Below are 24,924 nucleotides of genomic sequence, written 5' to 3' on the forward strand. Positions count from 1 at the left end.
TTCATTTCCCGTTGATCGCTAATGTTGCCTTTCACGCGTAATTATTGCATGCTCGCGGTCTGCTTGATCTGTATGCTAACGCATCCAGCCCGGGCCGCGGCGCAAATTTCGGACGTCTCGACTGTCGAGTTGGTCCAGCAATTGGCCGACCCGGATAAGGATCGTCGACGCGACGCCGCGTACGAGTTGGTTCGTCGACAGGATGTATCGGAAGCAGTCGTTTCGGCCTTCGCCAAAGCGGTCTCTGATGAAGATAATCAAGTTCGATTCCAAGCACTGTTGGGCTTGGCCCGCGCGGGGCAATCCGCGGCACCGGCGATTCCCAACTTGATTGCCTGCTTGGATGATCGCGATGATCAAGTGAGGTTCAGGGCTGCTCATGCTTTGGGGATGATCGGTGTGCCAGCCCTTGAATCCTTGGTGGCCGGTTGGAAAGAGGGTAACGAGCAAGTGCAACGGGCCGTTGCTCAAGCCTTTGCCACGATTGGACCACCGGCAAAGTCGACTGTGCCCCTGTTGATCGAGGCACTTAATAGCTCCACCTCTAGCGACTTGCTCAGCGTCGTGGCTGAATCGCTGGTTGCTATCGCGCCCGGTGACGAATCGACGTTGATAACGCTCGCAGCCCATCAGGACGCCGCTGTTCGTCGCGTGGGAATTATCGCGATCGCTACCCTCGATCAACCTTCGCCCACGGCCACTGCCGAGCTTCGACGAGCGGCTTCGGATGAGGATGCCAAGATTCGCGAAACGGCGATCATAGCGTTGGGTAAATCGCAGCTCTCCCGGGAGGATCGAGCGGCGATGATCGAAAATGGGTTGTTAGATGTGGAAAAATCAGTGCGTGCCGCTGCCATCGCGGCGATGCGTAAGGCTGGTCTCACCGGTGGAGCCTTCGCGCAGCGGTTGGCGGTTCGGCTCGACGAGGCAGAACCATTTGCGGCGGTGGCGATCGTCAAAGCATTAGCGGTGATTGGACCCGAGGCACGTGACAGTCTACCTCGTATTCTTCCAGCGGTTGATCGTCAACTGCGTGCTCAGTCCGGTGAAGCAGAAGGTGCGTCGCTGTTGGATGAGAAGCTGCTTGGCGATGTGCTGGCGAGCTTTGGGCAAGAGTCGGCGATCGAGTTGTTGCAGGCTAGCGAGACGTACCCAGGCCTGGAGGTCGTACTCGCTCAGGCGCTTGCCAATCTTGGTCAACCCGTTTTGAACGTGCTCGCTCAGGGTCTGCAGAGTGAGAGTGAATCGGTGCGTTGGACGGCGGCTCAGGCGTTGGGAAATATTGCACCACTTGATGACTTGATCTTGCAAAAATTGTGTGCGGCGGCAGAGGATCCCTCAGGCCGTGTTCGCGCCGAAGTCGTGAATGCTCTGCTGGCTTCTGAGAGTCAACTCGCCAAAGCGACATTGCTGCGAGCGACTGACGATCAATCGGCAGCGGTGCGGGCCAACGCCGTTCTTGCCTTGGCTAAATATGAATTTGACGAACAGCAACTACAAGTTGCGTTGACTAAATTCCTCAACGACGAAGCGGCAGAAGTGCGTGCCAGCGGTTTACGGACTCTCACGCAAATTCCCGCGAGCTTACCAGCCCAGTTAGACACGGTTGTTGAATTGGTGTCCGACACTGATGAACATGTTCGCGCTAATGCGTTGCAGACGCTCGTCAGCTTGGGAAAAGACGACGTTACCCCGAAGGTCAATGACGCGCTGTTGCTCGGCTTGGCGGATAAAGCAACCAGGGTGCGAATTCAGGCGTTGCAGACCAGCGATCAATTGGTCTCGACTGATCCAAGATTACTCTCCGCCGTCGCCGCGAATTTATCGGCTGACGATAGTGCCGACGGGGAGTTGTTGCGAGTTACTTTGGAAGCACTCACTCGCTATGCCGAGCGGGCCAGTGAGTTCGTTCCCCAAGTTAGTGATCTGCTGCAACATCCACAAGCTTCGGTGCGTAAAGCGGCGATTACTGCGCTGATGGCGATAGAGCAAGAGACCGAGCAACTTGTGGCGCAGTTGCTTGTGGTGCTGGAAGACTCGGAGTGGGAAGTTCGGGAGCAGGCTGGTGGCGCGTTGGGTAAGTTGGGTCCGCGGGCGAAAGCGAGTGTTCCCAAACTGTTTGTTTTGCTTCGCAGCGAAGAGGATGCAGATTATGCGAATGCCGCTTTGAAAGAGATCAACACCGCGCCGCCGGAAGCACTACCTTTATTGTTGGAACAGCTTGACACGAAAGATCGTCGCGTAGGTTTCTACGCGATTACACTGCTTGGTAAGATCGGGCCGCCCGCTGCGGAGGCGTTGCCCAAGCTGGAGGCGATGCTGCAGGAGGCTGAGCAGGAGCGAGGAGGTCGGGGCGACTTTCGCAAGAAGATATTGCGCGAAGCGATCGAGTCCATTCAGGCAAAGCCCGAGTCATAGCTGCGTCGCTTTACCATTCTCCCTGTTTTGAGAATTTGCTTGCCGCGGCTTGGCTAAACTGCTGACTGGCTTGATCGAGAGCAGCCAAAATTTCATCCGTCGACTTTCCGCTCGCTTGCTTTGCAGCGGTAATCATTGTGTTGCATTCATTGTTGTCCATGAACAGTGAAGCCTCCAGCAATTGCGCTTCGTCTGCCGGGGGAATCGCCAGGAAACCATGCTTGTCCGCGTGGACCAATTGACCCGGCATGATTTGTTGTCCAAACACAGTTACTGGACAACCCCATTCGACTGGAATTACATGGGCGTGCCCCACGCAAAGGCGTCGTGCGATCGCTTTGAATCCGGCAGCCGTCATTTCGTCGAGATCGCGAATGGCGCCATCCGTGATGGTGCCGACGCAGCCCAACTCGCGATGCACGTTGGCGTTTACTTCGCCCCAGAATGAGCCGATGGTGCGGGGGCGATCGTTGTCTTGCACGATAACAATTTTTGGCCCTGACTGTTGGCCAACATAGTTGCGATATTCGCTCCAAGCACTAGCGCGTGACTTGTGGCTGAGGTTGGAGGGTTCGACCACCAACGTCACCGCATAGCCGATCATGGGGCCCATTTGAGGCATGAAATCGGTGGTTACTTCGTGGTTGATACCATCACGTGTAACATCGGCTTGCGTGATCTGTTCCCACCCGTTGTAAATGGTCGGCGTATTCCAACGCTGTAGTTTGAGCAAGTCTGCGGGGCTGAGTGGCATTGGCGGGGCTCCAGAAAGGCAGGTGGGTTTCATCCTCGCCAATTGTAATGCTTGTCTGCTCGGCGCATAATCGCCCCAATATTTTTGTCCCCCGGTTATTGCGGAGTAGAGGTATGAGCGGCACATTGAAAAATCGCGCCCAAGTCGTGATTACCGACTTTATTGAGGACGAGTTGTTGATCGAGCGTGAAATTCTCGGGGATCTTGCCGAGGTGGTGGCTCTCAACGCGCTCTCCGAAGCCGAATTGCGGGGCAAGATTGAGCATGCCGACGCGATTATGCTCTATCATAACTTGGGGCTTTCCGCCCAGACCATCACTGGCCTCGAAAACTGTCGGTTGATTGTCCGCTGCGGCGTTGGATTTGATAATGTCGACCATCAGTTGGCTCGCCAGCTTGGTATTCCGGTGGCAAACGTTCCTGACTATGGCACCGAAGAGGTTGCTGATTCCGCGATTGGTATGCTGTTGGCATTAACGCGAGGGATTCATCAATACAATGTGTCACTGCAACAGTCAACGACGACGCCTTGGATGTATACGTTGGCAAAGCCGCTGTTTCGTTTGCGGGGACGTGTTTTGGGGATTGTTGGCTTGGGTCGAATTGGAATTGCCACCGCAATTCGTGCCAAGGCACTCGGTATGGATGTTCGTTTCTATGACCCTTTGCGGGCTGATGGTTTTGACAAAGCAGTCGGCGTAACGCGAGTTGACAGCCTGCGAGCGTTGCTGGAGGCGTCGCATGTGGTCAGCCTGCATTGCCCGTTGAACGATGAAACCATGCACATGATCAATCAAGAAAGTCTTACCTGGCTGCCGCGTGGTGCCTATCTGGTCAACACGGCCCGCGGCGGTGTGGTCGATGTGGCCGCGATCCCAGAAGCGATCGCCAGCGGCCAATTGGCGGGCGCGGCAATTGATGTGCTCACGGATGAACCGCCACGGGCCGACAATCCACTGGTCGCTGCTTGGCGAGACCCGAGTCACCCCGCGCACCAGCGCGTGATTGTTAATCCACATGCTGCTTTTTACAGCGAAGAGGGGCTTGATGATATGCGACGCAAAGGTGCCGAAGCATGTCGCCGCGCACTGCTTGGCGAACCATTGCGGAACATTATCAACGCCTAAGCAATTAGGTCATGCATCACATGGCCGTGAATATCAGTTAGGCGGAAATCGCGACCTTGGTATCGATAGGTTAGTTTTCGATGGTCGATACCTAGCAAATGCAGGATAGTGGCATTCATGTCATGGATGTGCATGGTGCCTGGGGTCCAGTTATCTGATGTTGGCTGAGGTTCAAGGATCACTCCATCGGCGTCGGTGATGTTGTAACCGTAATCGTCCGTCCTGCCGTAGGTGATTCCAGGCTTAATTCCTCCGCCAGCCATCCACACGGTAAAGCAGCGAGGGTGGTGATCGCGGCCATAATTTGCGTGGGTTAGGTTTCCTTGGCAATAGACTGTGCGGCCAAATTCACCGCCCCAAACGACCAGCGTGTCATCTAGCATGCCTCGCTGTCGCAGGTCGGTGATCAGTGCCGCGCAGGCTTGATCGATATCTTTGCATTGAGATTCGTGTTCCCCGGGTAAGTTTCCGTGCGCGTCCCAACCGCGATGGAAAATCTGGATATTCCGCACGCCCCGTTCGGCTAATCGCCGCGCGTTCAAGCAGCTGGCTGCGAAGGTCCCCGGGGTTTTGGCGTCTTCCCCGTAGAGTTCAAAAGTGGCTGCGGTTTCGCCCGATAAATCGGTTAACTCGGGAACCGAAGTTTGCATGCGATAAGCCATTTCATGTTGCTTGATGCGTTCCAGCACTTCTGGATCGCCAAACTTCTCGTGATGTGCCGCGTTGATGGCCGATAAGGCGTCGAGTTGTGCGCGGCGATCAGCCCTGGTTACTCCCGCCGGGTTGCTGAGGTACAGCACGGGATCGCCTTGGCTGCGAAGGAGCACCCCTTGGTGCTCGGATGGCATGAAACCGGGGCCCCACAGCCGATTGAACAAACTTTGTTCGGCGTGGTTTGTCCGCGCGTGCATGACCACGTAATGGGGAAGGTCTTCGTTCATGCTGCCAAGTCCGTAGCTCAGCCAAGCACCCAAACTGGGTCGGCCCGGTACTTGGCTGCCCGTCTGGATAAAGGTGATCGCCGGGTCGTGATTAATCGCTTCGGTAAAAGTCGAGTGTACGACACAAAGTTCGTTGGCTACTTTGGCTGTGTGTGGCAAAAGCTCGCTGATCCAAACTCCGTCAGCTTGATTATCATATTTCGTAAATGCATATTTGCTGGGGCAGATCGGTAGTCCATTCTTTTGATTGGAAGTCATCCCCGTGATTCTTTGCCCGCTGCGCACCGAATCGGGTAGCTGTTTGTTGAACAGGTCGGCTAGTTTTGGTTTGTAGTCCCAAAGATCGAGTTGGCTGGGACCACCGCTCATGAAGAGATAGATGACGCGTTTGGCTTTGGCCGCATGATGTAAGCCGTGTGCGGGCTTATTGTGTCCTGGCTTGTTGTCGGCTGTCGCCCGATCGGAACCGGCGGCCAATGAGGTATCGTTGGCCAGAGTCAGGTTGCCATTCATTAACCCTGCCATGGCGGCGGTACCGAGTCCCAGTGCTGCTCGGCCAAATAGTTGGCGTCGAGTCTGCATGAGCTGGTGTTCACGGATCGCGGAGGGAAATGCATTCATGACTGAGTTACCGTGGGTTTTCGCAGTGAACTGTGCTTTTAACTTTGAGCTATCACGAAACGCTAATACAGCATAATCGCCGCATCACTCGCTAAAATGGTGACGCACAGTTGGGTCCAGGCGGCCAAGTCTGGCACCTCCAGCAGTTCGTTGCGGGGAGCTTCGCCGGTGGAAAGGAGTGCTAAGGCATCTTCATGCGACTCTTGATAACGAAGCTTCAATTGTTGAAGCAACTTTTCGCACGCAGCCATCTCTTGCTTTGTCGGTGAACGCGAAGCGAGCAGCGAAAAAAGTTGGTTGAGACGATCGGCGACCGCATCCTCGGACCGCAGCAGGCGTTCGGCCAATTTGCGACCAATTTCAATCCGCTGTGTCTCATTAAACAGCCCCAATGACTGCAACGAAGTATTGGTCCGGGAGCGACGAACGCAGCTGGTTTCGCGATCGGGCGCGTCAAACAGCGTCATCATGGGGTGGGGGCTGGTTCGTTTCCAATAAACATACAGACTACGACGATAGAGCAGGGGCCCGTGGTCTTGGTCATATTGCTTGGTATTGCTGCCGGGGTGTGCCAGCGCCCGCCACATGCCGGCGGGCTGATAAGGTTTTACCCCCTCGCCTCCGAGGCGCGGATCAAGCAGCTCGCTGGCCCACAGCCCCAGGTCACGAATGACTTCAGCATCCAAGCGATAGCTAGGACCGCGAGCCCAAAGTAGGTTCTCAGGATCTTTCACCTCATCTCGCCAACGGGAGCTTTGCATGAAGGTTTCGCTGGTTACCATTAATCGCAATAGATGCTTGAGGTCCCAGTTGCTTTCCTGAAGTTCCACGGCCAACCAATCGAGCAGCTCTGGGTGGGTTGGCTGCTGGCCTTGCAAGCCGAAGTCCTCCGGAGTGCGAACGAGACCGAGGCCAAAGACACGTTGCCACAGTTGATTCACGATGACCCGTGAGACCAGTGGATGCTCCGGGGAAGTCAGCCATCGTGCCAGCCCCAGTCGATTTCGCGGACTACCCGCTGGTAATCCTCCCAGCACACTCAACACGCCAGGCTCCAAGGGATCGCCGATGGGCATATCGTATTCACCCCGTCTTAGGACTCTCGTTTCGCGGGGTTGCGGCAGATCGCGAGCGATGAGTGTGGTGGTGAATTGACGTTCTAATTGGCGACTGGCTTGAATCGCCACCTTCGCTGCTGTGGTAAATGGTTCTGTTTCGCCAAGCACGAAAAGCTGGTCATCTTGGGAGAGCGAATGCCAATCGCCCGTAGTCGCCAACGCTTGCCAGGGGTTAAATAGCTCTAGGGTCAGGCTGGGTTTGGGGCCGGGGATTCTCAGCAGAATCTCGTGCTCGCCTGAGCCGAATTGGATGGGGACATTTGCGTAACCGTCTGTTGGCTCGTTGGCCCCGCTAAAGTCAAATGCTTTGCCATCGATCCAAAGCTGCCAATTGGTTTGACCATTGAACGTAAACCAAACAGTTTGCGCAGTTGACACGGTGAGCGGTAGTTTCACCCAGATCGATTGATTTGCTGGGAGTTCTTGGCCTTTCAGCAAGTCGGTAAGATTGGCAGCTTCACGTTTAAATTCCGCGGGAGGGATATCTGCGGGTGAGTCCGCCGCCAAGGCTGTGGTGGTTTGCCAGTTACCAACGGAAAGGCTGCTCTGTTTTGCTTGTTTCAGCAGTTCGGCGTGCTCCGCTTCATTGATTAGACGTTGGTCGGCTTGTGCCAGAATCGCCTCTCGTTGGGTTTGGAGATCCTCCCAGGCTTGCCAAGCGGCTTGATCTCCGGGAACCCGCGCGGTGTTCCCGTAAGTATATGAATTGCCGTCGAGGGCCGGTTCGGCAGTACTGTTGAAAAAAGCTAAGAGCGAATAGTATTCGCGGTGTGGAATCGGATCATATTTATGAGTGTGACAGCGGGCGCAGTTGAGGCTCATTCCCAGCAGCACGGTGCCCAGCGTTTCAGTTCGATCGAAGTTGTTTTTTGCTTGGAATTCGGCCGCGATCGCCCCGCCTTCCCCGGTGCTCGGGTTCATCCGCACAAAACCAGTCGCCGTTAATTGTTCAAGCGTTGGTTGGGGAAGTAAGTCTCCGGCTAGTTGCCAGGTAATAAAATCATCGAGTGGCAAGTTTTGATTGAATGCTTTGACCACCCAATCGCGATAGGGATAGATGCCGCGGCGGTTGTCTAAGTGCAAGCCGTGAGTATCACCATAACGTACGGCGTCCAGCCAGTACCGAGCTTGGTGTTCGCCGAAATGCGGGCTGCTGAAGAGTTCGTCAAGCAGTCTCTCATAAGCTTGCTCACTGTCGTCAGTCAGGAATCGCTCTAACTGCTCTGGTTCAGGAGGAAGGCCGGTGAGTGTTAACGCCACGCGGCGCGCCAGGGTGCGACGGTCGGCCGGCGGCGCCAGGTCCAGATTTTCCTGCGCCAGCCGGGCTCTAATGAAATAGTCAATCGCGGTCTCTGGTTGTGGTGGATCGCCTGAGAGGCCGGCTTCTGAGAGACCAGTTTTAGCGGGCCGTACGAAAGCCCAGTGCTGTTGGTATTTCCCACCTTGCCGCACCCATTGCGTGAGAATTTTCCGTTCGTCTTCGCTCAGCTGCTTCTCCGCGTCAGCTGGAGGCATGGGGTCATCGGCGGAATGAATGCGGCTGATGAGGTTGCTATTGTCTAAGTCGTCCGGGTCGATTGCCAGTTGCTCGGTTGCTGCCTCGAAAGAGTCCAAGCGGAGTGTGCCGTCTGGTGACGCGTCGGGACCATGGCACGCGAAACACTTGTCTGACAGAATTGGCAGCACTTGTCGTGAAAAGTTGACTTTGTCCGCGTCAGTGGTGGGTTCGTCAGCGAGCGATATGGAGCCGGCCGAGTTTAGCGTGGTCAAGGCGAATGTTACTAAAATGCCAATCCCGCGCGCTCCGTCGAAAATAGCTTGCCGCCAGCGGGCTTGCGAAACGGACATGTCATTCACTGCTCGTGTTAACAGATGCGAGGCAATAACTGTCGAACTACTCATTATGCCCTAATCAGCTCGAGAAATCGATCAAGAAAAGGCAACACACCCATGATGGGGTGCGGCGCCGGTGGCGTCACGCAGTGGCGTCTAGATGCTGGCGTTCAGTTGGTCGTCGTGGCGGTGGCCTGTTTTTTGTCACCGGTCATTGTTGTGAATGCGAACAACAGCGCGGCGATGAGTCCCAGCCAGAGCCCGCTGAGGGCCAAGTCGGGGTTGGGGACCGCCTCGAGCTTTACCGAGGGCAGGGCGAGCGAGGCTAGGATGGGGAGTAGCAAACCGGCCACCAGACCGGCCAATGGCACGGCGGTAAACTTTTGGATCGCCGTTGGCGAAGGGCGGAAAAGAAAGATCAGGCCAGCGGGAATGGCGACTAGGATACTGGTGCCTACATAGACAAAAATATCTCCCCACATCGAGGGCTGTTCCAGTTCGTCCGCCTCGGGTGCCGCAAATACCTGCCGGAGTCCTTGCGCAGCCAGCATCGCGGCGGCGCCACACAGGCCCCCCACGATTGCCCCGGTGATTGAGCCCGTAATCATCTTGCTGCTACCTCCACCAGCGAATACTGCTGGAAAAAGTCCAAACGCGATTCCCACCAGCGTGAGCCCAATCAGTCCGTTCTTGAAGTCGTTCTCCGTCTCAAGTCGCGACGCTTCGGCTTGGAGGTCAGGTGAGTTGGCCACCGTGCCAGCGGTTAACTCTTCCGGCAGCGAATAACGCACTGGAAAAAAGTTAATCGCCAGCCAGCCGATAATTGCCGCAGTCGCCAAGCCTAATGCCCAGCGCGTGTTGTTGGCGGGCGTGTTGTTGACGGCGGGGGCGGTCGCTTGTTGTTGAGGATCAGTCGTCGAGGTGGTCGGCGTTTCAGTGGTCACTGCGTTCACGGGGTTGTTCAAGGGTAGAGTGGTGGTGAGGCTCGCACCCTCCCAGTTTAGCAAATCGCAACCCGACTGTAGATATCCTTCCTGATTTAACCCTGGCATCCAAGTGATGCTATACGGGTTGACTTAATCAGCCGCAACGCGCGAGCGTCCGGTTTCTCGTAACCGTGAGCTAGTGCTCGACGGCTGGTGTAACCAACCGAACCAATGTGGAGCAGGCTCAAGGAATTCCTCGTACTATCGCTGGTCCGATTAATTTGGTGAGCCAGACCGGAAGCCGCTGCCAAATCTTTACTAGATTCTGCTTGCCACCGGAATCGGGGCGCATGTCATTTGGGTTGCCGTTGCGGACGTAATACTGCCAAGTCGCCGGATGTGGTCGAGCACCCCATTGCGCTTTAAATTTATAGGTGCCGCTCCCCTCGCCGCTGCGGCCGAAATCGAATAAGTGGCTGCCTCGGGCGACGGACTGTTCCAGCAAATGCCGATACATCAGCATATTGGGATTCATTCGATTGTATTCCCGCAAGCAGCTCGCGCTCGGGACCTCGCTAACGCCGTCCAGATGCACCAGCAAACCAGCCGCGACCGATTGTTGGTTTTTGCGAACCACACACAGCTCCGCATTATCGCGGAACTCATCCAAAATGGTGGCAAACAGTTTGCGCGGGAACACGGGTGTTCCCAGATCACGCATGTTGCGAGCAAAGACAAAGTAAAATTCGTTGAGCAGCGATTGATTGCCAAACGCCACCTCAAAACCATACTCACCCGCTTTTTTGACTTGACTGCGCACCTTTGACTTGAGCGACGCCATGATCCCAGCGACGGTATTTGGCAGTACCATCCGCATATGAACTTTGTCAGTTCGTTGAAAGTTCAGCAGGGGGTGCTGGACGGGGCATTCATGTCGAAGTTCCAGATAGCGGACATTTAGTTCATCCGCCAATTTGCAAGCTTGATCGATCAATCGGCAAGCCGTGGCGTGATCGTTCGCCCAAACACCGCCTGTATTCAAATAGGGAATACTGACCAGAAATCGACCGAACAGCGGCCCAGAGACGAGGTGCAACGGCAACACCCCTGTCGCCCGATTGTTTGCCTTGGCGCGAATCAGAAAGGCTTTCTGACCTAATCCCTGCGATACACTCTGAATCCAAGCCGCCCGATGGCCGTTCAGCTGAGGGTACTGCGAATCAATCAAATTTGGCCAAGCAGTCGGCGACCAAGCAATGGTTTCGATTTCATCCAACAGCGTGTCTCGGTTGTCAGTCGTTTTGTTCGGCACCTTTGCAACCGTCGTTCAACTGCCGATCCGCCCGCCACCGCAGGCGATATCTTTCGCGATTGAGCAGGTTTTTTCGTGCCAATGCACCAGCGAAACATATTTCCCGTTGGTGTCTTGTGTCAACACGAGCGATGGAGGCGGTTGGCTTAATTCCGACGGCGACGTCGAATTGTCGTGGTAGCCATTCCCAATGCAAAACAAGCCCACACGGCGATAGCGCCCGGTTCGGGAAGTTGCGAAGAAGTCAACGACGCGGGCGACGAGGGGATAAACATGAACTGGTTTTGCCCTTTTTCGTTACGCAAAAAACGAAGCTCATGTCCGCTAAGGCTGTAGGGAATCGATGGGTTTAGTCCCGCCAGCCAGGAATTTGCGAGTGTTCGGACATGTTGGTTATTCGTGATCTGGAAAGTGCCGGCATCGGTACTTAGCGGCATTGCGGATTCGTAGAGAATTTCCCAGGTGGCGATTTGGAAGGCGGCCGTTTCGACGCCGGATTTAAAAATTCCGTCCGTCAACGTTAGGTAATTCGAAACCAGACCTGTCAGTAGATTCGTTTTCTCGGGAGCGATCACGCTGCTGGGGACATCGCCTGCGGTATAGACGGTGAAATCGGAAAGGTCCGTCAGGTAGGTATCCACTTCAATGCAAAAAGTGTTAAACAGCGAACCGTTGGTCAGTTCAGGATTGCCGTTATCGTCCAGGACTTGCCACTCTAATTGGTCGGCGATGACGTTACCGGATCCATTGTGGGCAGACGTATAGGCCACCGTTTTTCGCGAACTTCCCTGATGGGTTGTCCCCATAAAGTCAGCCTTGACCAATACTCCCGCCGAAGCCTGTCCTGCGAACATCAAAAGAAGTGCCAGCGGGAGTAAGGTTTTGTAGCCGTAAGATCTCATCGAAAACTCCGCTGTCTAGAACGTTAATCGTTGCCGCGTTGATTGGTTGCCAAACCGCAACCTGTGTCTGCTCCATCCAGCAACTGCAGGAGCGACACTTTTCTCTCTAGATTACCTGGATTTCCCATATTTCCTAGGGTGATTTATGGCGATTCATCGATTTGCTGCTTTCGGCGGATACGGCGACTGCCACAGGCCTAGTTGGGCTGAAGGGGTTGGGGGTGCTGCAGGGATTGGAGGCGTTGTAGCGCATCTTCGGCGTCCCGCCCCCGATCGTCACTAGGGCAGCGAGGGATATTGGTGGCAGGGGTAATGCATTTCCGCCGCTGCCTGAGGCAAGGCAAGGGGATGGCGGCATAATCGCTAGGATTGACGCAATCTGCAGCCTGTCCGAAGTCGGTATTGGTTTGATGTTTGGAATCGATCTTCGTTGTTCAAGGCTAAGCTAGGCTCAGTTTGGAAAGGGTCTTGCGATTTCCATTAGTTCCGAACCCGAGGAACAAACGCCTGCGAGGAAAAAACTCTTTTCCCAACCAGAGTGTCTTCCAGCGAGTATCGAGATGTTACTTATTTTGGGCTATCAGAGCCCGCAGTTCATGTAGCCATTAGTCGTAGGCCATTGATTAAGCAAATCGGCGAGATTCGCCCGCAAAGAAGTTAGTTAGTACAAATCAAAATTCATGATGGCGAGCACTTAACGCAGGGCTGTTTGCCTAGTTCAACACACGCCTGATACGCGAGGAATTGAGATGTCGACGTGCATTCAAAAGCAGCTGAAATTTAAGTCGGAAAATTCGAAGTCCGTTTTCGGTAGTTCGCAGATCAATCGCCGCCCTAGTCCGGCAAGGCGTTTTTGGAATTGGTATGCGAGGGTCTATGGTTCCGTCGAAAACCTTTCGCCTCACAAGAATATGTTACAGGCGGTCGTTGATCTCGTTCCAGAATCAGCACAATCAATACTGGATGCTGGTTGTGGAAGTGGGGCGCTTCTTGAACGGTTGAGGAAAACACACCCTGGAGCGCTTCTAAGTGGAATTGACTTTAGCAGCGAAATGCTTAGTAAAGCGAAAGAGCGGGTATCTGATGCAAGCTTGTGCCAGCAAGATCTGAACATGCAGTTGCCATACTCTGATTCGCAGTTTGATTGCATTGTGTGTACCAACGCATTGTACGCGGTCGAATCTCCACAAAAGCTGGTTTCCGAGTTGTTGAGGATTACGAAAGATCGGGGTACGATTGTGGTTTCTTCGCCGAAACGTCAAGCGAGGGGAACAAGAATTCTTCGACAACACTTAAGGGACGTAACGATAATCCAAGGAGTCATTGACATGGCGAGATTCTCCACCTGCATCGTCCCTAACGTGCTAATCGAGCGATATGCAAGTAAGCAACGTTATCACTTTTTAACTCGTGACGAAGTCGAAGATCTCGGCGGATATGTTGCGATCCGAGCGGACACATTTGCTGGGCAAAACTGGCTGTTCACGATATCGAAAGGAGAGAGTACCAACTAAAAAAGCCGTGCCAGCAAGAAGCCGGCACGGCCATGACCTAAGGTTAGCAGCAGTAAAATCTAGGTTGCTGGCAAACTAACTGCGGCGAACTCGGCGGAGTCTGGTGAGCCCACCTGCTACCAAAATTCCCGCGAAGGCGAACATCGAACCAGGTTCAGGAACCGCCCCCAAACTCGTCCTCGCGACATGATTAATTGTCAGTGTTTGGAGCGTGTCTGCACTCAGCTCAACCGCTTCCGTGACCAAACCGGTGAAGCTAACGCTTTCACTGCCGTTTCCGCTCAGATCAAAGCTTAATTGGGCAGACGGGGAATCTAAGGAAATGTCAGCACCGTTAATCTGAATCGTGAGATCGGTTGTGGCAGTGGCCAAGCGGAAACCTGGAGGGCCTATCGACGACACGAGCAATTCTGCTTCTGCATCAAACATGAGTCGGTAAAACCCTTCTTCTGTCGGGCTAAAGATAAACTTGCTTTCAGCACCGGTCGAACTGGTGGGCGAACCAAGGCTTGAGTCGGCAGCTTCGATCTCCGCGACCAAGCTAGTATCTAGCCCGATGCCGTTGAGCAAGGTGCCATCCACTAGCGAGTCCGCTCTTGAGAACGCACTTGTCGCTGGCACAGGAACAGTCTGACTGAAGGTGTTCTCGCCGGGAGCTAATTCTGCCCCCGCCGTAAGAAACGCTTGAGAGGCGTCAGCAAGGCCAGATCCAGTACCGCTGCCTAGGTTTTGAACAAAACCTCCGTTCAAGCGAGCGGTGTTGGCCAAACCCACATCTGAGCTCGTAATGTTAACAAAACCAACTGCAATATCCGTGAAACTCCCGGCGACCCCAGTTGCACTGTACTGCACAACCATGTTTGAGGTCTTGAGAATTGCACTGCCATAAACGCCCGCTTGCACTGGGGTAGAAACCAACGCAGCGAGAGCCACGAAACCAAAAACCTTCAAAAAACGCATTTCCAAATCTCCAAAAAACCTTACCGAAAAATAAACGGACTAACGCAAACTGTGGATGATGTTTGCTTAGGAGGGTTTAAGAAGATTATCCAAAAGTGGATTAGGAGGTAATGCCGCGTTGACAAGCGCGAAATAACTCGATGGCAACGGCGAAGCTAATAAATACATATTCTCTGAGAAAGCGGCCAGTTGACTGAGCGTTTGGCTCCCGCTACCGGAGTTAACGGACATTCCAACCGGTTCATTCTGGTCGACACTGCTACGATGATGCTCTTCCCCGGGACTAGCTGCCATTTTCGCGGCCTTTGCCGACGCATCATCAATAACTATCACCGGCGTTGGTAATTCGGCTATCATCACCCCAGCATCTGCCGAACGGACAGCTCCGAACAGCGTGGCCGTGAGTGCGGCTAGAATTAACAGATTTCGCATAAGTCTTACTTTAGGGCTTCTCCAGGTCGCATGCAAGCCTACGCGGGGAAAATTTACAAAATAGACGGACGGGGATTGATTAGAAACTTCATTTAGTGATGGAAGCCGAACAATTTGGCGGGTCGCCGAAAATCACGACGGCTTAGCTCGCACCCAGTCATTTGAGAAAAACCGGCTTACCGACCTTTTGCTTCGGTAAAGCTTAAGAAATCATCGGACCCTTGGCGTCACTTAAACGCCGTCAGTGGTCGGACGACGCTGAAATACTCAGTGCCGCGACCACCGATAACGCGATCGCCGTCAGCCAGGGGGTGTCGATCAGGGTTCCAAAAAATCCGACTGCCGCAAATCCGAGCAGCGCCGTCGCCACCGCTGCTCGATCGATCCCGCATAGCCCGTTGCCACGTATAAGCTGAGAGACCAATCCGAGCTGAAATCCGATTGCTGCAAGCATACCCAGCCAACCCTGCTCTAGCAAAAGATGTACCCAGATGTTCTTGGCTCGCCAGATAAGGTGGTCGTCACAGGTGAATGTCCAGCCGGCGATCCCGCCGCTGAAGTCATCTGGCGCCAGCGATCTGTGGGACAAGTTTCTATATTTAATGTGAACGTCTTGCAGTTCCACCGGGCTGTCGCCGTCGACGTGAAACGCCAAAGTCTGAGGACGCCAAGCAGGAACTCCCCCGCGAGTATCCGCTTGGGGCGCATCGAGTGTTACTAAAGCTTGTTCAGAGGCCAACGGTGAGATCAGGTGTTTTTCGGCATCACAATCGTAGGATTGCAGTAACGCCTTGGTGCACCGGCTGATCGTCACATGGACTTGGTCTTCCGTGGACGCGGTCAATGACTTGGTTGAAAACCTCAGCTCCGCCGAGCCACGGTCGGGCATAAGCAGCCAATGTTCCAAATAAATCGGCCACCCCGGTTGCATGATCACCCGCCCACTATTCCCGTCAGCACCCGTCAGCCAGCGGAGCGGTGGCGTCGGGCGATCGCTAGCTTCTGCCAGGACCGTCGGTAGCGTCCCCACGCCCCTTCCGAAAACGAGGTTCGCGGTCCGATCTTGCGTAAGCGCAACGCACATCCGCCAGTGTTTCCAGCGGACCAGCATGTCGGATTGCGATGTTTCAAACCGAGCCGAAATCGCTTCGCTTCGCATCGCGAGGCTGGCACCGGCAATCATCAAACCCATTCCGAAGCCGACAATCAATAGCGTTCTTTTCAACCAGTCTCGGGCTCTCGCAGTTGCCAAAACCGCCGCTCCAGCAACGGCCAGCAGGAGCAACTGCGTCAACAACACGACGATCGTCGCCCGCGACATGCTCGATACTCCTGCGTGCATGATCAACGCAGACAATACCCCCGGCCAAATCAACCGAGTCCATCTGAAGCGATCATCCCGCAAATCGCCCGGTCGATCTCCGTAATAGGATGCGCTTCCCGCTCGGAGTGATTCACGAGATTGCCGCCATCGCGTGAACCCGCCGTGCAGCGTCCCGTACCATACCATCGGCAGAGCTAGTGCTAAAAATCCGTCCAAGTGCTGGTCGCCGATGTGCATCGTCGCGAATGGGCCGGAGGCCCGCAACACGCGGCTAAAATCCCAAAGACCTTCAAAGATCAGGCGTTCCGCCAACACAAACAGGCCGACATACAACGCCGCGAACTGTAACCCTAACACTAGGCCTCGCAGGGCCTTGTCACGCTTTAGCGTTGAACCGAGCAGCATCACCAAGAATGCCGTTCCCCAAAAATACCCTTTGCCTATCCTCAGGACATTCCAGGACGAAAAATAGACCGACAACTGATCTCGGAAGTCAGTCCCCGGCAGCACGGTGACTCCGCGGTACCCGGAGACCAGAAAGCTGATCAGGAATATCGAGCCAAACCATAGTAAGGGCCGGCTGACCTTTCTTTGCCCCACTCGAAGTCCGTTCCAAAGGCTTCCGGCAAAACTCGCGAGCAGCAGCGGGTCATATTCCTTGACCACCATCTGTCCGGTCAGTAGATACCCGTCGGCAGCGACCAATAGAATAGGAAACGTGACAAAGAAATGTATCGGCCAATACGCTGACCCTGCAAAGAGGGCGAGTGATAAAACCAGCAGCCATCCGCCCCAGTACGGATGTAATCCACAAATCGCAACCGCTCCAGCCAGCAGTAGCAACGCCACACAACGCGGCCCCAAAACACGCCATCCGCTATGGCTTTGCAAGGAAGGATTCGTTTCAGATGTTACGGTGGTCAAGAATGTGCGGATAGGACCTAGCATTGGCCGTTGCCAAAGGAATGGACGCCGAGAGCCGATGCGGAATGCCCCGCTGGTTCATGAGGGCGGTAGCCAGCGGCCCCGAAGAGCGTTGTTCTTCCGGCGGCATAGCCGACCCAATAACCGGTCATGTAAATCAAAACATCGGTCGCGTCGCCGTGGAACGGTTCGAGGTAGACTTGCGCCGCCTCAATGCCCAAGCCTAGTCCACCGGCAACGAACAATCCGCTGACAAACACGGACCGGTAATGGCGTCCGCGTTTGGCCCAGCACCACCCCGCTACACAAACGCCAAAGGCCGCGAACATGCCTAACTTGCCGGCCAGGTTGGTGAGCGCAGCGTATTCGCTGGTGTAGTAATAACGAAGTAATGGCGGGGTCCAAAACCCTTTCCAACGCTCGACGAGCAGGTCGGGATCATGCACCACAGTTTCAAAACGTCCGAGCATCGCGAGTGGCGCTAGGATCAGAAAACAGCCGATGCCAGCCGTCGATAGCCCAGGATTGCCCAAAGACCTCGTGACCAGTTTCGGCTCGCTGCCCAACCACCAACCAATGAGCCCACCCGCGATGCCGCCGACTATCTCCCAAATCGTTGCGTATTTGCTGAATATCGGAATCTGAATCGCCTCAAGTCCTATGGCGATCAGCGCGATCGCCACAGAAGCTCGTCCAACCCGATTCCCGGCAAAACCGAACCAGAGTCCGAATGGGATCGCGCGGATGAGAGACAGGGAAACCCCCTTCAGCATTTCTCGCTGGAAAAGCGAATCGATTCCGAGCGAGAGGCTGATCCTGCCGTTGTCCCACTTTTGCTGCAACTCTGCGGACGTGACGACAATATCGAGTGGGAAGACTGAATAGAGCACCGCGGCACCCATACCAAAGGGTGTTAAGACGGCCAGACGCTTGCGGATCGTCGGTTGAGCAGCAAACGAGACAAGCAAGCCGGCGAGACTCGGGCCAGCGACCAACCAAACGACCGGCCCGATCCCCGCGCCGATGCAGCCGGCAAAGATGTCGTTTTGAGATACGGTACGCGGGGGGAACCAGAGCTGAACAAACTCGATGAGATAAACCAGGCAGCCAAAAGCGACGCCCACCAGCACCGCGCTCGCCAATTGTGCCGGCTTCGCGCGAAAGGCAAACCAGCAGGCACCGGTTGCAAGAAATGAAGGAGGAATGACAACCAAGGCGTTTGCAACCCAGTCCGCTCGATTGTAGACCCCCAGTTGTAACCATGGTACCTCGGCCCAGCGACTCCAGGTCTCCTGCCAACTCAGAGGAGTGTACTGCAATGGCACAATCGAAGCGTACACCAGCAGCACGGTCGAACAAATGGTCGCTAAGAAAAGCCATTTGTAGAACCAGCGGTACCAAGGAAGTGGTGGGAGCTTTCTCATGGAAATTCGGACGTAAGCGTGGAGTGGTATAGTGAGGTTTGACAAACGCAATAAGACGTCTTGGCACGATTCTTGTATCGTTACTTTTACGTTACCTACATGCTTACGCTTTCGCCTCTCCTAGTAATCGAGTAATTTCGTATAGCATTCACACTGTTTCCTCGCTCGCTGCTCGAAACTGAATCGAGTTTCGACTGTCTCTCTGCCGGCCTTGGCCAGTCGCTGCCGCGTCTGCGCATCGGCAATCAATCGTCCTAGCGATTCGGTGAGTGCCGCTTGATCACCACAATCGATCAACCAGCCGTTTTGGTCGTGCTGCAATAATCGGGGAACGCCGGCAACACGCGTGGACAGGATCGGAACACCAATCGCCATCGCTTCTAGTAAAACGTTCGGCAATCCTTCACGCAGACTGCTGAGTACAAACAGATCAATCGCCTCGTAAAAGGGAATGATGTCCTCGCAAAATCCGAGCAGTCTAATGTGCTTTTGCATGCCCAACTCATGGATCAACTGCAGGAGCGGCTCGCGCTGGTCGCCATCACCGGCAATCACCATCTCAATCGGATCGCCCGCCGCGATTCGCTCGGCGGCGGAGCGAATCAAAAGATCAAACCCTTTTTCCGCAGATAAACGCCCCATCGCTCCGACCAGACATCGCCCCGGCGCAACAGTCAACCAACCGTCCCGCGCCTGGGATCGATCGCGACGTCGAGAGAAGGTGTCAAGATCGATGGCGTTGTCGAGCAAAAACAGCCGATCTTCTCGCACACCCAGCTCGCGACACGCATCGATCTGATCCTGTGAGACACAGTATACGTGTTCGTAACGCGGTAGACATAGCTTATCGATGCGATAGTACAGCGGTGTTCGCGAGGTCTGTTTGACCCAGCCGTGCACCGTCGTAACCAGTCGCATCCGGCAACCGGCTCGGCGCAACATCAAACCGAGCAAATTCGTCTTATAATCGTGCCCGTGCCAAATTGCCGGCTGCAAGCCACGACACAATCGCCAAGCCTGCCAGAAAACACGCGGGTCAAGCGGACCCCGGTCGATAATCTCAACGAGCTCGGTGCCTTGCTGGGCAGCACGGCGGCGGATTACCTCGAATCCTTCATCTTCCGGTGGGTGCAGGTACAGGCACTTCGACTGAAATCCATATTCGCCGTAGTAACGAGGTGCCGTTACGATCGTTTTGTCCGGACCGCCACCATGCCCCGTCACGACCCGTGCGTGCAAAACTAGTTGTTGAACAGGCATCGGATGCTACGAATTTAGGAAAACGAGTGGCCAGAAGGCGTCAGCCTTGGCTTGCCAGGATTCGTGGACCAGCCGCTGTCGCGCGGAGGATTGCAGATCGGGGATCGGCCCGCAGCCACGTGCTGCGGTCACGGCAACGAAGTCGTCTGCGGATTTCATCACATCACAGCAATCGCTCCACGGATCGGTCGCTGGCAATGATCGAACTACCACGGGACACCCCGTCGCCAAATACTCTTTTAACTTCAGCGGTTGCATCGCCCGCGTCACCGCTTCGTCGCGGTAGGGCATCACCAACACGTCGGCAGAGGCCGCCACGGCGGGCAAGATTTCCATCGGAAGTGGCCCGGTGGCGACCACTTTTGGTAAGTTCAAGAGCGCTGGATCGGGGTTTTGATGAGGTCCCACCAAAATGATGGAACCGATTTCGCGCGACGCCGCAAGTCGCCTCAGCCAATCGGTGTCGAGTCGGCGATCGACCACGCCCCAAAAAACCGCTCGACTCCCGGCCGCTTGTTGGATTGAGTTCGGCAGCGGAGAGAGTCCCTGCGTATTTGACCAGAAATCGAAATCGACTCCGTGATTGATCACTTTGCTGGTTCGACCCAGGCGATCAATTCGACTGGCCAACGAATCGCTGGCGCAAATGATTTCGTCGGCCCGCTCGATGACGGCCCGCTCGAGATCAAGCATCGTTTGGCCGTCCAAGCCCGGCCAGACGGAGAAGTCGTCGACGCAATAGTAGACCCAGCGGTCGACAGGTAACGCGTCGAGCACGACCGCGGCGATCGGGATCGTTGTCACTGCGGTCCATCCACCCTCGCGATCAAGTAAAGGCGCCAATTGTCGAGCAAGCAGACGGCGATTAATCCGCCGAGCCGCGGGCGAAGCGACCCAGGGCCACATCCGTGGGTTCACCACCCTCAGACCAGCGGGAAAAACCGCATCCGCCGAATCGCTTACGGGGCGAATCCAAGAGCCGACCTTCTCCAAACCGCGGCGAAGCGTTAACCAATCCAAGCGCGGCGGCCGGGTACCGATCGTGTTGACCCAGATTACATTCGCGTCACCACCACATGATCTCCGCAGCCACTCGCGGGTTAAATATTGGCAACTGGAGGGGTGTCGCCCCCAATCATCAGAAAAGACAAGCAGGTTTTGCAAGGGACGAAAGGTGGGGAGTGAGGAGTGCTAAGGAACGATCGGAAAATAAGTGTCGTCTCTCGCTCCGCAAAAGCAGCGTTTTCTCGGACTTTCTCGGACTTTCGCGGAGCGAAAGGCGACTCTAAAACACCGCTCGTTCCTAAGCGGGTTTTGACTTTGCGAAGATCACAGTTGAGGCCCAGTCGCGGAGGCGCGTTAAGCGTAAACCCTGCTTTAAGGCTTCCGACACTAACGCGATGCCGACAAACAGTACCACAAAGTTGGCAACTTGCCGCCACCAGCCGTATGGCACTAGCGGATAATACAGAGGCGTGACCCAATCACGAACGGGCATGTGGGCGAGGAAGACGAGTAATGTATTTGCTGATAGGAATCGAATGAACCGGCCGGCGGGCAAGCCATATACGAATCCGACTACCAAAAGGGTGTAGACCAAATATTGCATTGTCACGGCGGCCGACGTGGCGATTGCCGTCATCGCCGTATCACCAATCGCGATCCGACCAAACGGATTGCTCTTGTCAATCTCCAGCGTCTGCACGACCGACAACCAACCCAACATCATCCCTGCGGATCCGATAACCGCAAGCAAACGGCGCGAATTTGGCGAGATCCACGTTGACAGCGGCAAGGATGGCGATGTTTGAAATCTGCGTCCCAGCCCGGTCCCCAGCCAAAATACGGTGATCCAACTGGTCAGCATCATATAAGCGTTGAAGTCGCGGTCGACTGATATCCAAGCCGCTCGAACCAAAATCTCAATTATCAGAAAAATGAGAAACGACCACCATCGCACAGGCAGCCAACGGAGCAAGACGGCCCAAGCAACCAACAGATGCAGGTAGGTGCCAACGTACCAGGTGGTCGGATTTGCGGGAAATGCGTTCTCCCAAATGACGTTGATGCCAAAGAAATAAGGTAGATAGTTGGTGAGATTCGGGCTCCCGACACGAATCATCTGCACGACGCTCAGCAAGACGCACAGCAACAACCCCAGCACGGCAATCTCAAAGAAGCGGTTGAAGATCACCCGGCCCCCATCCCGTTTCTCCCGCGCCAACGTAAAGGCGGTGACAAACACGAACAATGCCACGCCCAGCTGCTTGGCATTGATCGGGTTAAAGAACCCCGGAATCAGCCCCTCGCCCCCGGTGTGACCAAAGATGATAACGGCCATCCCCAGCACTTTCAGCCAATCGAGCCAAGGATGGTATTGCATTGGAGAACGTCGCCGCAGTGGATTCCAGCCAGTTATAATAATTTCTTCACGAATCTAGCAGGATTTCCGGCAACCATAACATGATCGGGAACCTTCGTTCCCACAACGGCGCCGGCCACGATCATCGCCCCTTTGCCGATGTCTGCCATCACAATCGCGCCTTCACCGATCCAGGCATACGCGCCGATTTCGGTCGAGTGGAGCGACAAATTGTCCGGCGTCGTCCAGCGGCCTTCGTCGTCGAACACGTGATGTTCCCCGGTGCTCAAGACGCTGGACCTGCTACCGATCAAACACCCTTTGCGGAGAACGACACGGCCCAGCAACGCGTAGTTGCCGATGTAAACATCGTCCTCGATGATTGCATCGCGATGGCTCAGGATCGCCCCAAAACCGATCTGACAACGCCAGCTGCATGCGTCTACCGCCCCACAGTAAAACGCTCGCCGGAGACACATCCCGAAGAAACCGGGCAAGATGGCAACCATTTGGCCGCAAGCGTGGAACGCCCGCTCGTATCCCGCTCCACGCCGCGTCTCCAGCCAACAAAGCCACACGGCGGGACGAACAATCACAGCAGCCAGGGTGTTGGAAACTGCTTTCACTGATCGTCTGAAGATCAGTTCATCGGACATAGGCCGGGGGCTCGAAAATGCAAGTCTGTAAAATTGTTTTTCAACGGTTCTTTAGCGCCTACTGACGAACTCGTTTGAATCGGTCGGTGACCATCGAGTCGTTGGTCAGTGATACCTTCACGGGGATCGCTTCAGCGGGCAACCTGCCATGGCAATGTTTTCGCATTTGGGCCTTAAAATCGGAAATCGACCCATCGCCGCACAGCCTCACCCGCGCCTCCACCACTTGGCCCATGATTGGGTGTGGACGGCCGACAACCGCGACCTCGGCCACGCACGCCATCTCCAGCAGCACGCTTTCCACTTCCACCGGCGAAACCTTCGTCCCACCCACGTTAATAAAGTCAGACTTGCGTCCCAAGACTCGCAACCAATCGCCCCGCACCTCCACCTCATCCCCCGTATCCATGAATCCTTCGTCATCGAACGGCGAAGCGGCGTTTAGGTAACCGAGCATGGCGGTCTGGGCTTTCACCCACAAACGTCCCTGGGCGATCTTGGTCTCGTAGCCATCACCACCCACCTTCATCCATAACGAACCGTTGTTCTCAGACTTGGACTTTAAAATACCGAGCTCGGTGGTCCCATATGTTTGCAATAACTCCACCCCCGGCAACCTCTCCGCCACCCGCTCCAAAACGCTCTGCGGCATCGGTTCGGAACCATAGGTGATTCTCCGCAGCGACGACAAATCGAACCGATCGGCCGCCCCAGAAATTAGCAACAAATTTAAGAAGGTTGGCGAAACCGGTAAGACTTGGATCCGATGCTCCGCAATCGATGCGGCCACGTCATGGGGCGAACGCGTCTTCGGAACCACCAATGTGCCGCCGTGCGACAAGACATACAACAGTGTGTTGATCCCGCCGATGTGGTCGATGTGCATGAATGCCAACATCATCCCGACCTGACGAGGCTGGGCATAACGCAGCTTCAATCGATCAAGATTCTGAACAGCCGCCTTGGGATCACCTGTCGTTCCCGAGGTGAACAACACTAGCCCGGCATGATCGTTGGCACGAAGTCGCGCGTACAAAGGGTTGTTACCGGCCGCGATACGCATTTCTTCCGTGACATCGACCACCGGTGAAGCCACGCGGTGGGTGACATGGGCGATCTCCAGCAAACGCTCGATCCGCGAAGGCGCATCATCGGGCAACGGCACCGCGACGGCCTTCCGGTCGGCGATCGCCAAAAGTGTCGCCACGTTATCGGCTGAGTATTGCCCGGGGAACGCGACGACCGAATTGGTGCTGACACCGGCCTGTGTCAGAAGCTCCGTGATCGCGGCGATCCGGTCGACCATTTCGCGATACGTTACGCGTTGGTCGTGTGGGCCGCCGACAAAACAGAGGCGTTCGCCACGGGCGAGTAACGCTTGGACCCAATCGCTCATCCCACACCACCTAAGTAAACCACCTGGCCGGTGATAAAGTCACTTTCCGAGCGGACAAAGAAATCGACCAGATTGATCACGTCGTCGATCGTGCCCCATCGCGGAATGGCCTGGCGATCGATCAACGCTTTGAGCTTCTCTTCTGGAACACCCCTGATTAGCTCGGTGCGGATTGGCGTTGGGCCGACGGCGTTGACGGTGATTCCCAGTGGTCCTAGCTCACGGGCCAACACGCGAGTCCATTGCTCGACGGCCGCTTTGCTGGCCGAATAGATCGCTTCGCCCTCGAGTCGCAGCGGTACCGCGACGCTAGAAAAATTAACGATCCGAGGATGCTGGGCTGTTCGCAACAGTCGGATCGCCGCGTGCGTCACCTCAACGGCCGACTGGAAGTTGAGGTCCATTAGCCGCCGAGCGACATCCGGCGGCTGCAGGGTAAATGGAGCCATCGCGGCAGCCCCGGCATTATTGATCAGCACGTCCAGCGTGCCACAGCGGCGCCGGATCTCCCGCATCATCTGCTTAATGGCGGCCGCATCGTGCAGATCAAGCTGAAAATGATCAAACTGCTGCGACTCGAGCACGGCGTCCGAACGCGAGCATCCGATTACCCGCCAACCAGCGGCTAGGTAGAATTTAGTAAGGGCAAGTCCAATCCCACGACTGCAACCGGTAATCAAAACGTTAGGCATCATGACCCCGGTATTTTTTCTCACCCCG

Annotated in this window: 19 protein-coding genes and 1 pseudogene; 4 read left to right on the forward strand and 16 right to left on the reverse strand. The window is 55.3% G+C overall.

The features are described from left to right. The first annotated feature begins 21 nt into the window (after nt 1-21). A complete protein-coding gene (locus SH139x_RS00820) occupies nt 22-2,418 on the forward strand; it encodes a HEAT repeat domain-containing protein (RefSeq protein ID WP_488353397.1) in 2,397 nt (798 codons plus the stop codon). 10 nt (nt 2,419-2,428) lie between these two features. Here SH139x_RS00820 and SH139x_RS00825 read toward each other — a convergent pair whose 3' ends face one another. Further along, on the reverse strand, nt 2,429-3,172 hold the full coding sequence (locus SH139x_RS00825; RefSeq protein WP_488353398.1) for an RraA family protein: 744 nt from the start codon (nt 3,170-3,172) through the stop codon (nt 2,429-2,431). A gap of 113 nt (nt 3,173-3,285) precedes the next feature. Here SH139x_RS00825 and SH139x_RS00830 point away from each other — a divergent pair, with 113 nt between their 5' ends. Beyond that, complete coding sequence (locus tag SH139x_RS00830) at nt 3,286-4,299, forward strand: C-terminal binding protein (protein WP_488353399.1); 1,014 nt, start codon at nt 3,286-3,288, stop codon at nt 4,297-4,299. On the opposite strand, the gene SH139x_RS00835 is transcribed toward SH139x_RS00830, so the two are convergent. The 5 genes from SH139x_RS00835 to SH139x_RS00855 form a co-directional block, all read right to left on the reverse strand. Then, entirely contained in the window at nt 4,296-5,861 is a 1,566-nt protein-coding gene (locus tag SH139x_RS00835; protein WP_488353400.1) for a DUF1501 domain-containing protein, read from the reverse strand. The two genes, SH139x_RS00830 and SH139x_RS00835, sit on opposite strands and share 4 nt — an antisense overlap. Before the next feature lie 62 nt (nt 5,862-5,923). Further along, on the reverse strand, nt 5,924-8,827 hold the full coding sequence (locus SH139x_RS00840; RefSeq protein WP_488353401.1) for a PSD1 and planctomycete cytochrome C domain-containing protein: 2,904 nt from the start codon (nt 8,825-8,827) through the stop codon (nt 5,924-5,926). Between the two features lie 155 nt (nt 8,828-8,982). Then, complete coding sequence (locus SH139x_RS00845) at nt 8,983-9,765, reverse strand: hypothetical protein (protein ID WP_488353402.1); 783 nt, start codon at nt 9,763-9,765, stop codon at nt 8,983-8,985. Nucleotides 9,766-9,982: 217 nt separating this feature from the next. Next, a complete protein-coding gene (locus SH139x_RS00850) occupies nt 9,983-11,050 on the reverse strand; it encodes a FemAB family XrtA/PEP-CTERM system-associated protein (protein WP_488353403.1) in 1,068 nt (355 codons plus the stop codon). A gap of 146 nt (nt 11,051-11,196) precedes the next feature. Beyond that, nucleotides 11,197-11,904: a hypothetical protein gene (locus SH139x_RS00855; protein WP_488353404.1), complete on the reverse strand. Its 708-nt coding sequence runs from the start codon at nt 11,902-11,904 to the stop codon at nt 11,197-11,199. Nucleotides 11,905-12,863: 959 nt separating this feature from the next. Here SH139x_RS00855 and SH139x_RS00860 point away from each other — a divergent pair. Next, nucleotides 12,864-13,226, forward strand: a pseudogene (locus SH139x_RS00860) (class I SAM-dependent methyltransferase); the annotation flags it as partial. Between the two features lie 54 nt (nt 13,227-13,280). Further along, complete coding sequence (locus tag SH139x_RS00865; protein ID WP_488356168.1) at nt 13,281-13,466, forward strand: hypothetical protein; 186 nt, start codon at nt 13,281-13,283, stop codon at nt 13,464-13,466. A gap of 75 nt (nt 13,467-13,541) precedes the next feature. Here the strand turns inward: SH139x_RS00865 and SH139x_RS00870 are convergent, their stop codons facing one another. The 10 genes from SH139x_RS00870 to SH139x_RS00915 all read right to left on the reverse strand — a co-directional run bounded on the left by SH139x_RS00870 (nt 13,542) and on the right by SH139x_RS00915 (nt 24,896). Then, nucleotides 13,542-14,426, reverse strand: a complete 885-nt coding sequence (locus SH139x_RS00870; protein WP_488353405.1) for a PEP-CTERM sorting domain-containing protein — start codon at nt 14,424-14,426, stop codon at nt 13,542-13,544. A 66-nt stretch (nt 14,427-14,492) separates the two neighbouring features. Then, nucleotides 14,493-14,858 (reverse strand): hypothetical protein, encoded by a 366-nt coding sequence (locus SH139x_RS00875; RefSeq protein ID WP_488353406.1) that lies wholly within the window; start codon nt 14,856-14,858, stop codon nt 14,493-14,495. 241 nt (nt 14,859-15,099) lie between these two features. Next, entirely contained in the window at nt 15,100-17,130 is a 2,031-nt protein-coding gene (locus tag SH139x_RS00880) for a hypothetical protein (protein WP_488353407.1), read from the reverse strand. Further along, entirely contained in the window at nt 17,124-18,530 is a 1,407-nt protein-coding gene (locus tag SH139x_RS00885; protein WP_488353408.1) for a VanZ family protein, read from the reverse strand. The genes SH139x_RS00880 and SH139x_RS00885 overlap by 7 nt, the downstream gene beginning before the upstream one ends. 120 nt (nt 18,531-18,650) lie before the next feature. Beyond that, nucleotides 18,651-19,790 (reverse strand): glycosyltransferase, encoded by a 1,140-nt coding sequence (locus SH139x_RS00890; RefSeq protein ID WP_488353409.1) that lies wholly within the window; start codon nt 19,788-19,790, stop codon nt 18,651-18,653. 6 nt (nt 19,791-19,796) lie between these two features. Continuing rightward, on the reverse strand, nt 19,797-20,954 hold the full coding sequence (locus tag SH139x_RS00895; protein ID WP_488353410.1) for a glycosyltransferase: 1,158 nt from the start codon (nt 20,952-20,954) through the stop codon (nt 19,797-19,799). A 139-nt stretch (nt 20,955-21,093) separates the two neighbouring features. Continuing rightward, nucleotides 21,094-22,173 carry an acyltransferase family protein gene (locus tag SH139x_RS00900; RefSeq protein WP_488353411.1) on the reverse strand — a complete coding sequence of 360 codons (1,080 nt, stop codon included), beginning with the start codon at nt 22,171-22,173 and terminating at the stop codon, nt 21,094-21,096. A 32-nt stretch (nt 22,174-22,205) separates the two neighbouring features. Then, nucleotides 22,206-22,808, reverse strand: a complete 603-nt coding sequence (locus SH139x_RS00905; protein ID WP_488353412.1) for an acyltransferase — start codon at nt 22,806-22,808, stop codon at nt 22,206-22,208. Between the two features lie 58 nt (nt 22,809-22,866). Beyond that, complete coding sequence (locus tag SH139x_RS00910; protein WP_488353413.1) at nt 22,867-24,204, reverse strand: ANL family adenylate-forming protein; 1,338 nt, start codon at nt 24,202-24,204, stop codon at nt 22,867-22,869. After that, a complete protein-coding gene (locus SH139x_RS00915; RefSeq protein WP_488356131.1) occupies nt 24,201-24,896 on the reverse strand; it encodes an SDR family NAD(P)-dependent oxidoreductase in 696 nt (231 codons plus the stop codon). Before SH139x_RS00915 ends, SH139x_RS00910 begins: the two co-directional genes overlap by 4 nt. Nucleotides 24,897-24,924: the final 28 nt, after the last annotated feature.

The organism is Kothea flammea, assembly GCF_052161645.1.
GTDB lineage: Bacteria > Planctomycetota > Planctomycetia > Pirellulales > Pirellulaceae > Laterigemmans.

Bases quoted from the DNA above. Each gene is read 5' to 3' on its own strand.
- SH139x_RS00825 (WP_488353398.1), bottom strand. From the start codon at position 3,172: ATGCCACTCAGCCCCGCAGACTTGCTCAAACTACAGCGTTGGAATACG.
- SH139x_RS00865 (WP_488356168.1), top strand. From the start codon at position 13,281: ATGGCGAGATTCTCCACCTGCATCGTCCCTAACGTGCTAATCGAGCGA.
- SH139x_RS00905 (WP_488353412.1), bottom strand. From the start codon at position 22,808: ATGTCCGATGAACTGATCTTCAGACGATCAGTGAAAGCAGTTTCCAAC.
- SH139x_RS00820 (WP_488353397.1), top strand. From the start codon at position 22: ATGTTGCCTTTCACGCGTAATTATTGCATGCTCGCGGTCTGCTTGATC.
- SH139x_RS00885 (WP_488353408.1), bottom strand. From the start codon at position 18,530: ATGAGAAAGCTCCCACCACTTCCTTGGTACCGCTGGTTCTACAAATGG.
- SH139x_RS00830 (WP_488353399.1), top strand. From the start codon at position 3,286: ATGAGCGGCACATTGAAAAATCGCGCCCAAGTCGTGATTACCGACTTT.
- SH139x_RS00880 (WP_488353407.1), bottom strand. From the start codon at position 17,130: ATGCTAGGTCCTATCCGCACATTCTTGACCACCGTAACATCTGAAACG.
- SH139x_RS00910 (WP_488353413.1), bottom strand. From the start codon at position 24,204: ATGAGCGATTGGGTCCAAGCGTTACTCGCCCGTGGCGAACGCCTCTGT.
- SH139x_RS00835 (WP_488353400.1), bottom strand. From the start codon at position 5,861: ATGAATGCATTTCCCTCCGCGATCCGTGAACACCAGCTCATGCAGACT.
- SH139x_RS00840 (WP_488353401.1), bottom strand. From the start codon at position 8,827: ATGTCCGTTTCGCAAGCCCGCTGGCGGCAAGCTATTTTCGACGGAGCG.
- SH139x_RS00855 (WP_488353404.1), bottom strand. From the start codon at position 11,904: ATGTTCGCAGGACAGGCTTCGGCGGGAGTATTGGTCAAGGCTGACTTT.
- SH139x_RS00915 (WP_488356131.1), bottom strand. From the start codon at position 24,896: ATGCCTAACGTTTTGATTACCGGTTGCAGTCGTGGGATTGGACTTGCC.
- SH139x_RS00875 (WP_488353406.1), bottom strand. From the start codon at position 14,858: ATGCGAAATCTGTTAATTCTAGCCGCACTCACGGCCACGCTGTTCGGA.
- SH139x_RS00900 (WP_488353411.1), bottom strand. From the start codon at position 22,173: ATGCAATACCATCCTTGGCTCGATTGGCTGAAAGTGCTGGGGATGGCC.
- SH139x_RS00890 (WP_488353409.1), bottom strand. From the start codon at position 19,790: ATGCCTGTTCAACAACTAGTTTTGCACGCACGGGTCGTGACGGGGCAT.
- SH139x_RS00870 (WP_488353405.1), bottom strand. From the start codon at position 14,426: ATGCGTTTTTTGAAGGTTTTTGGTTTCGTGGCTCTCGCTGCGTTGGTT.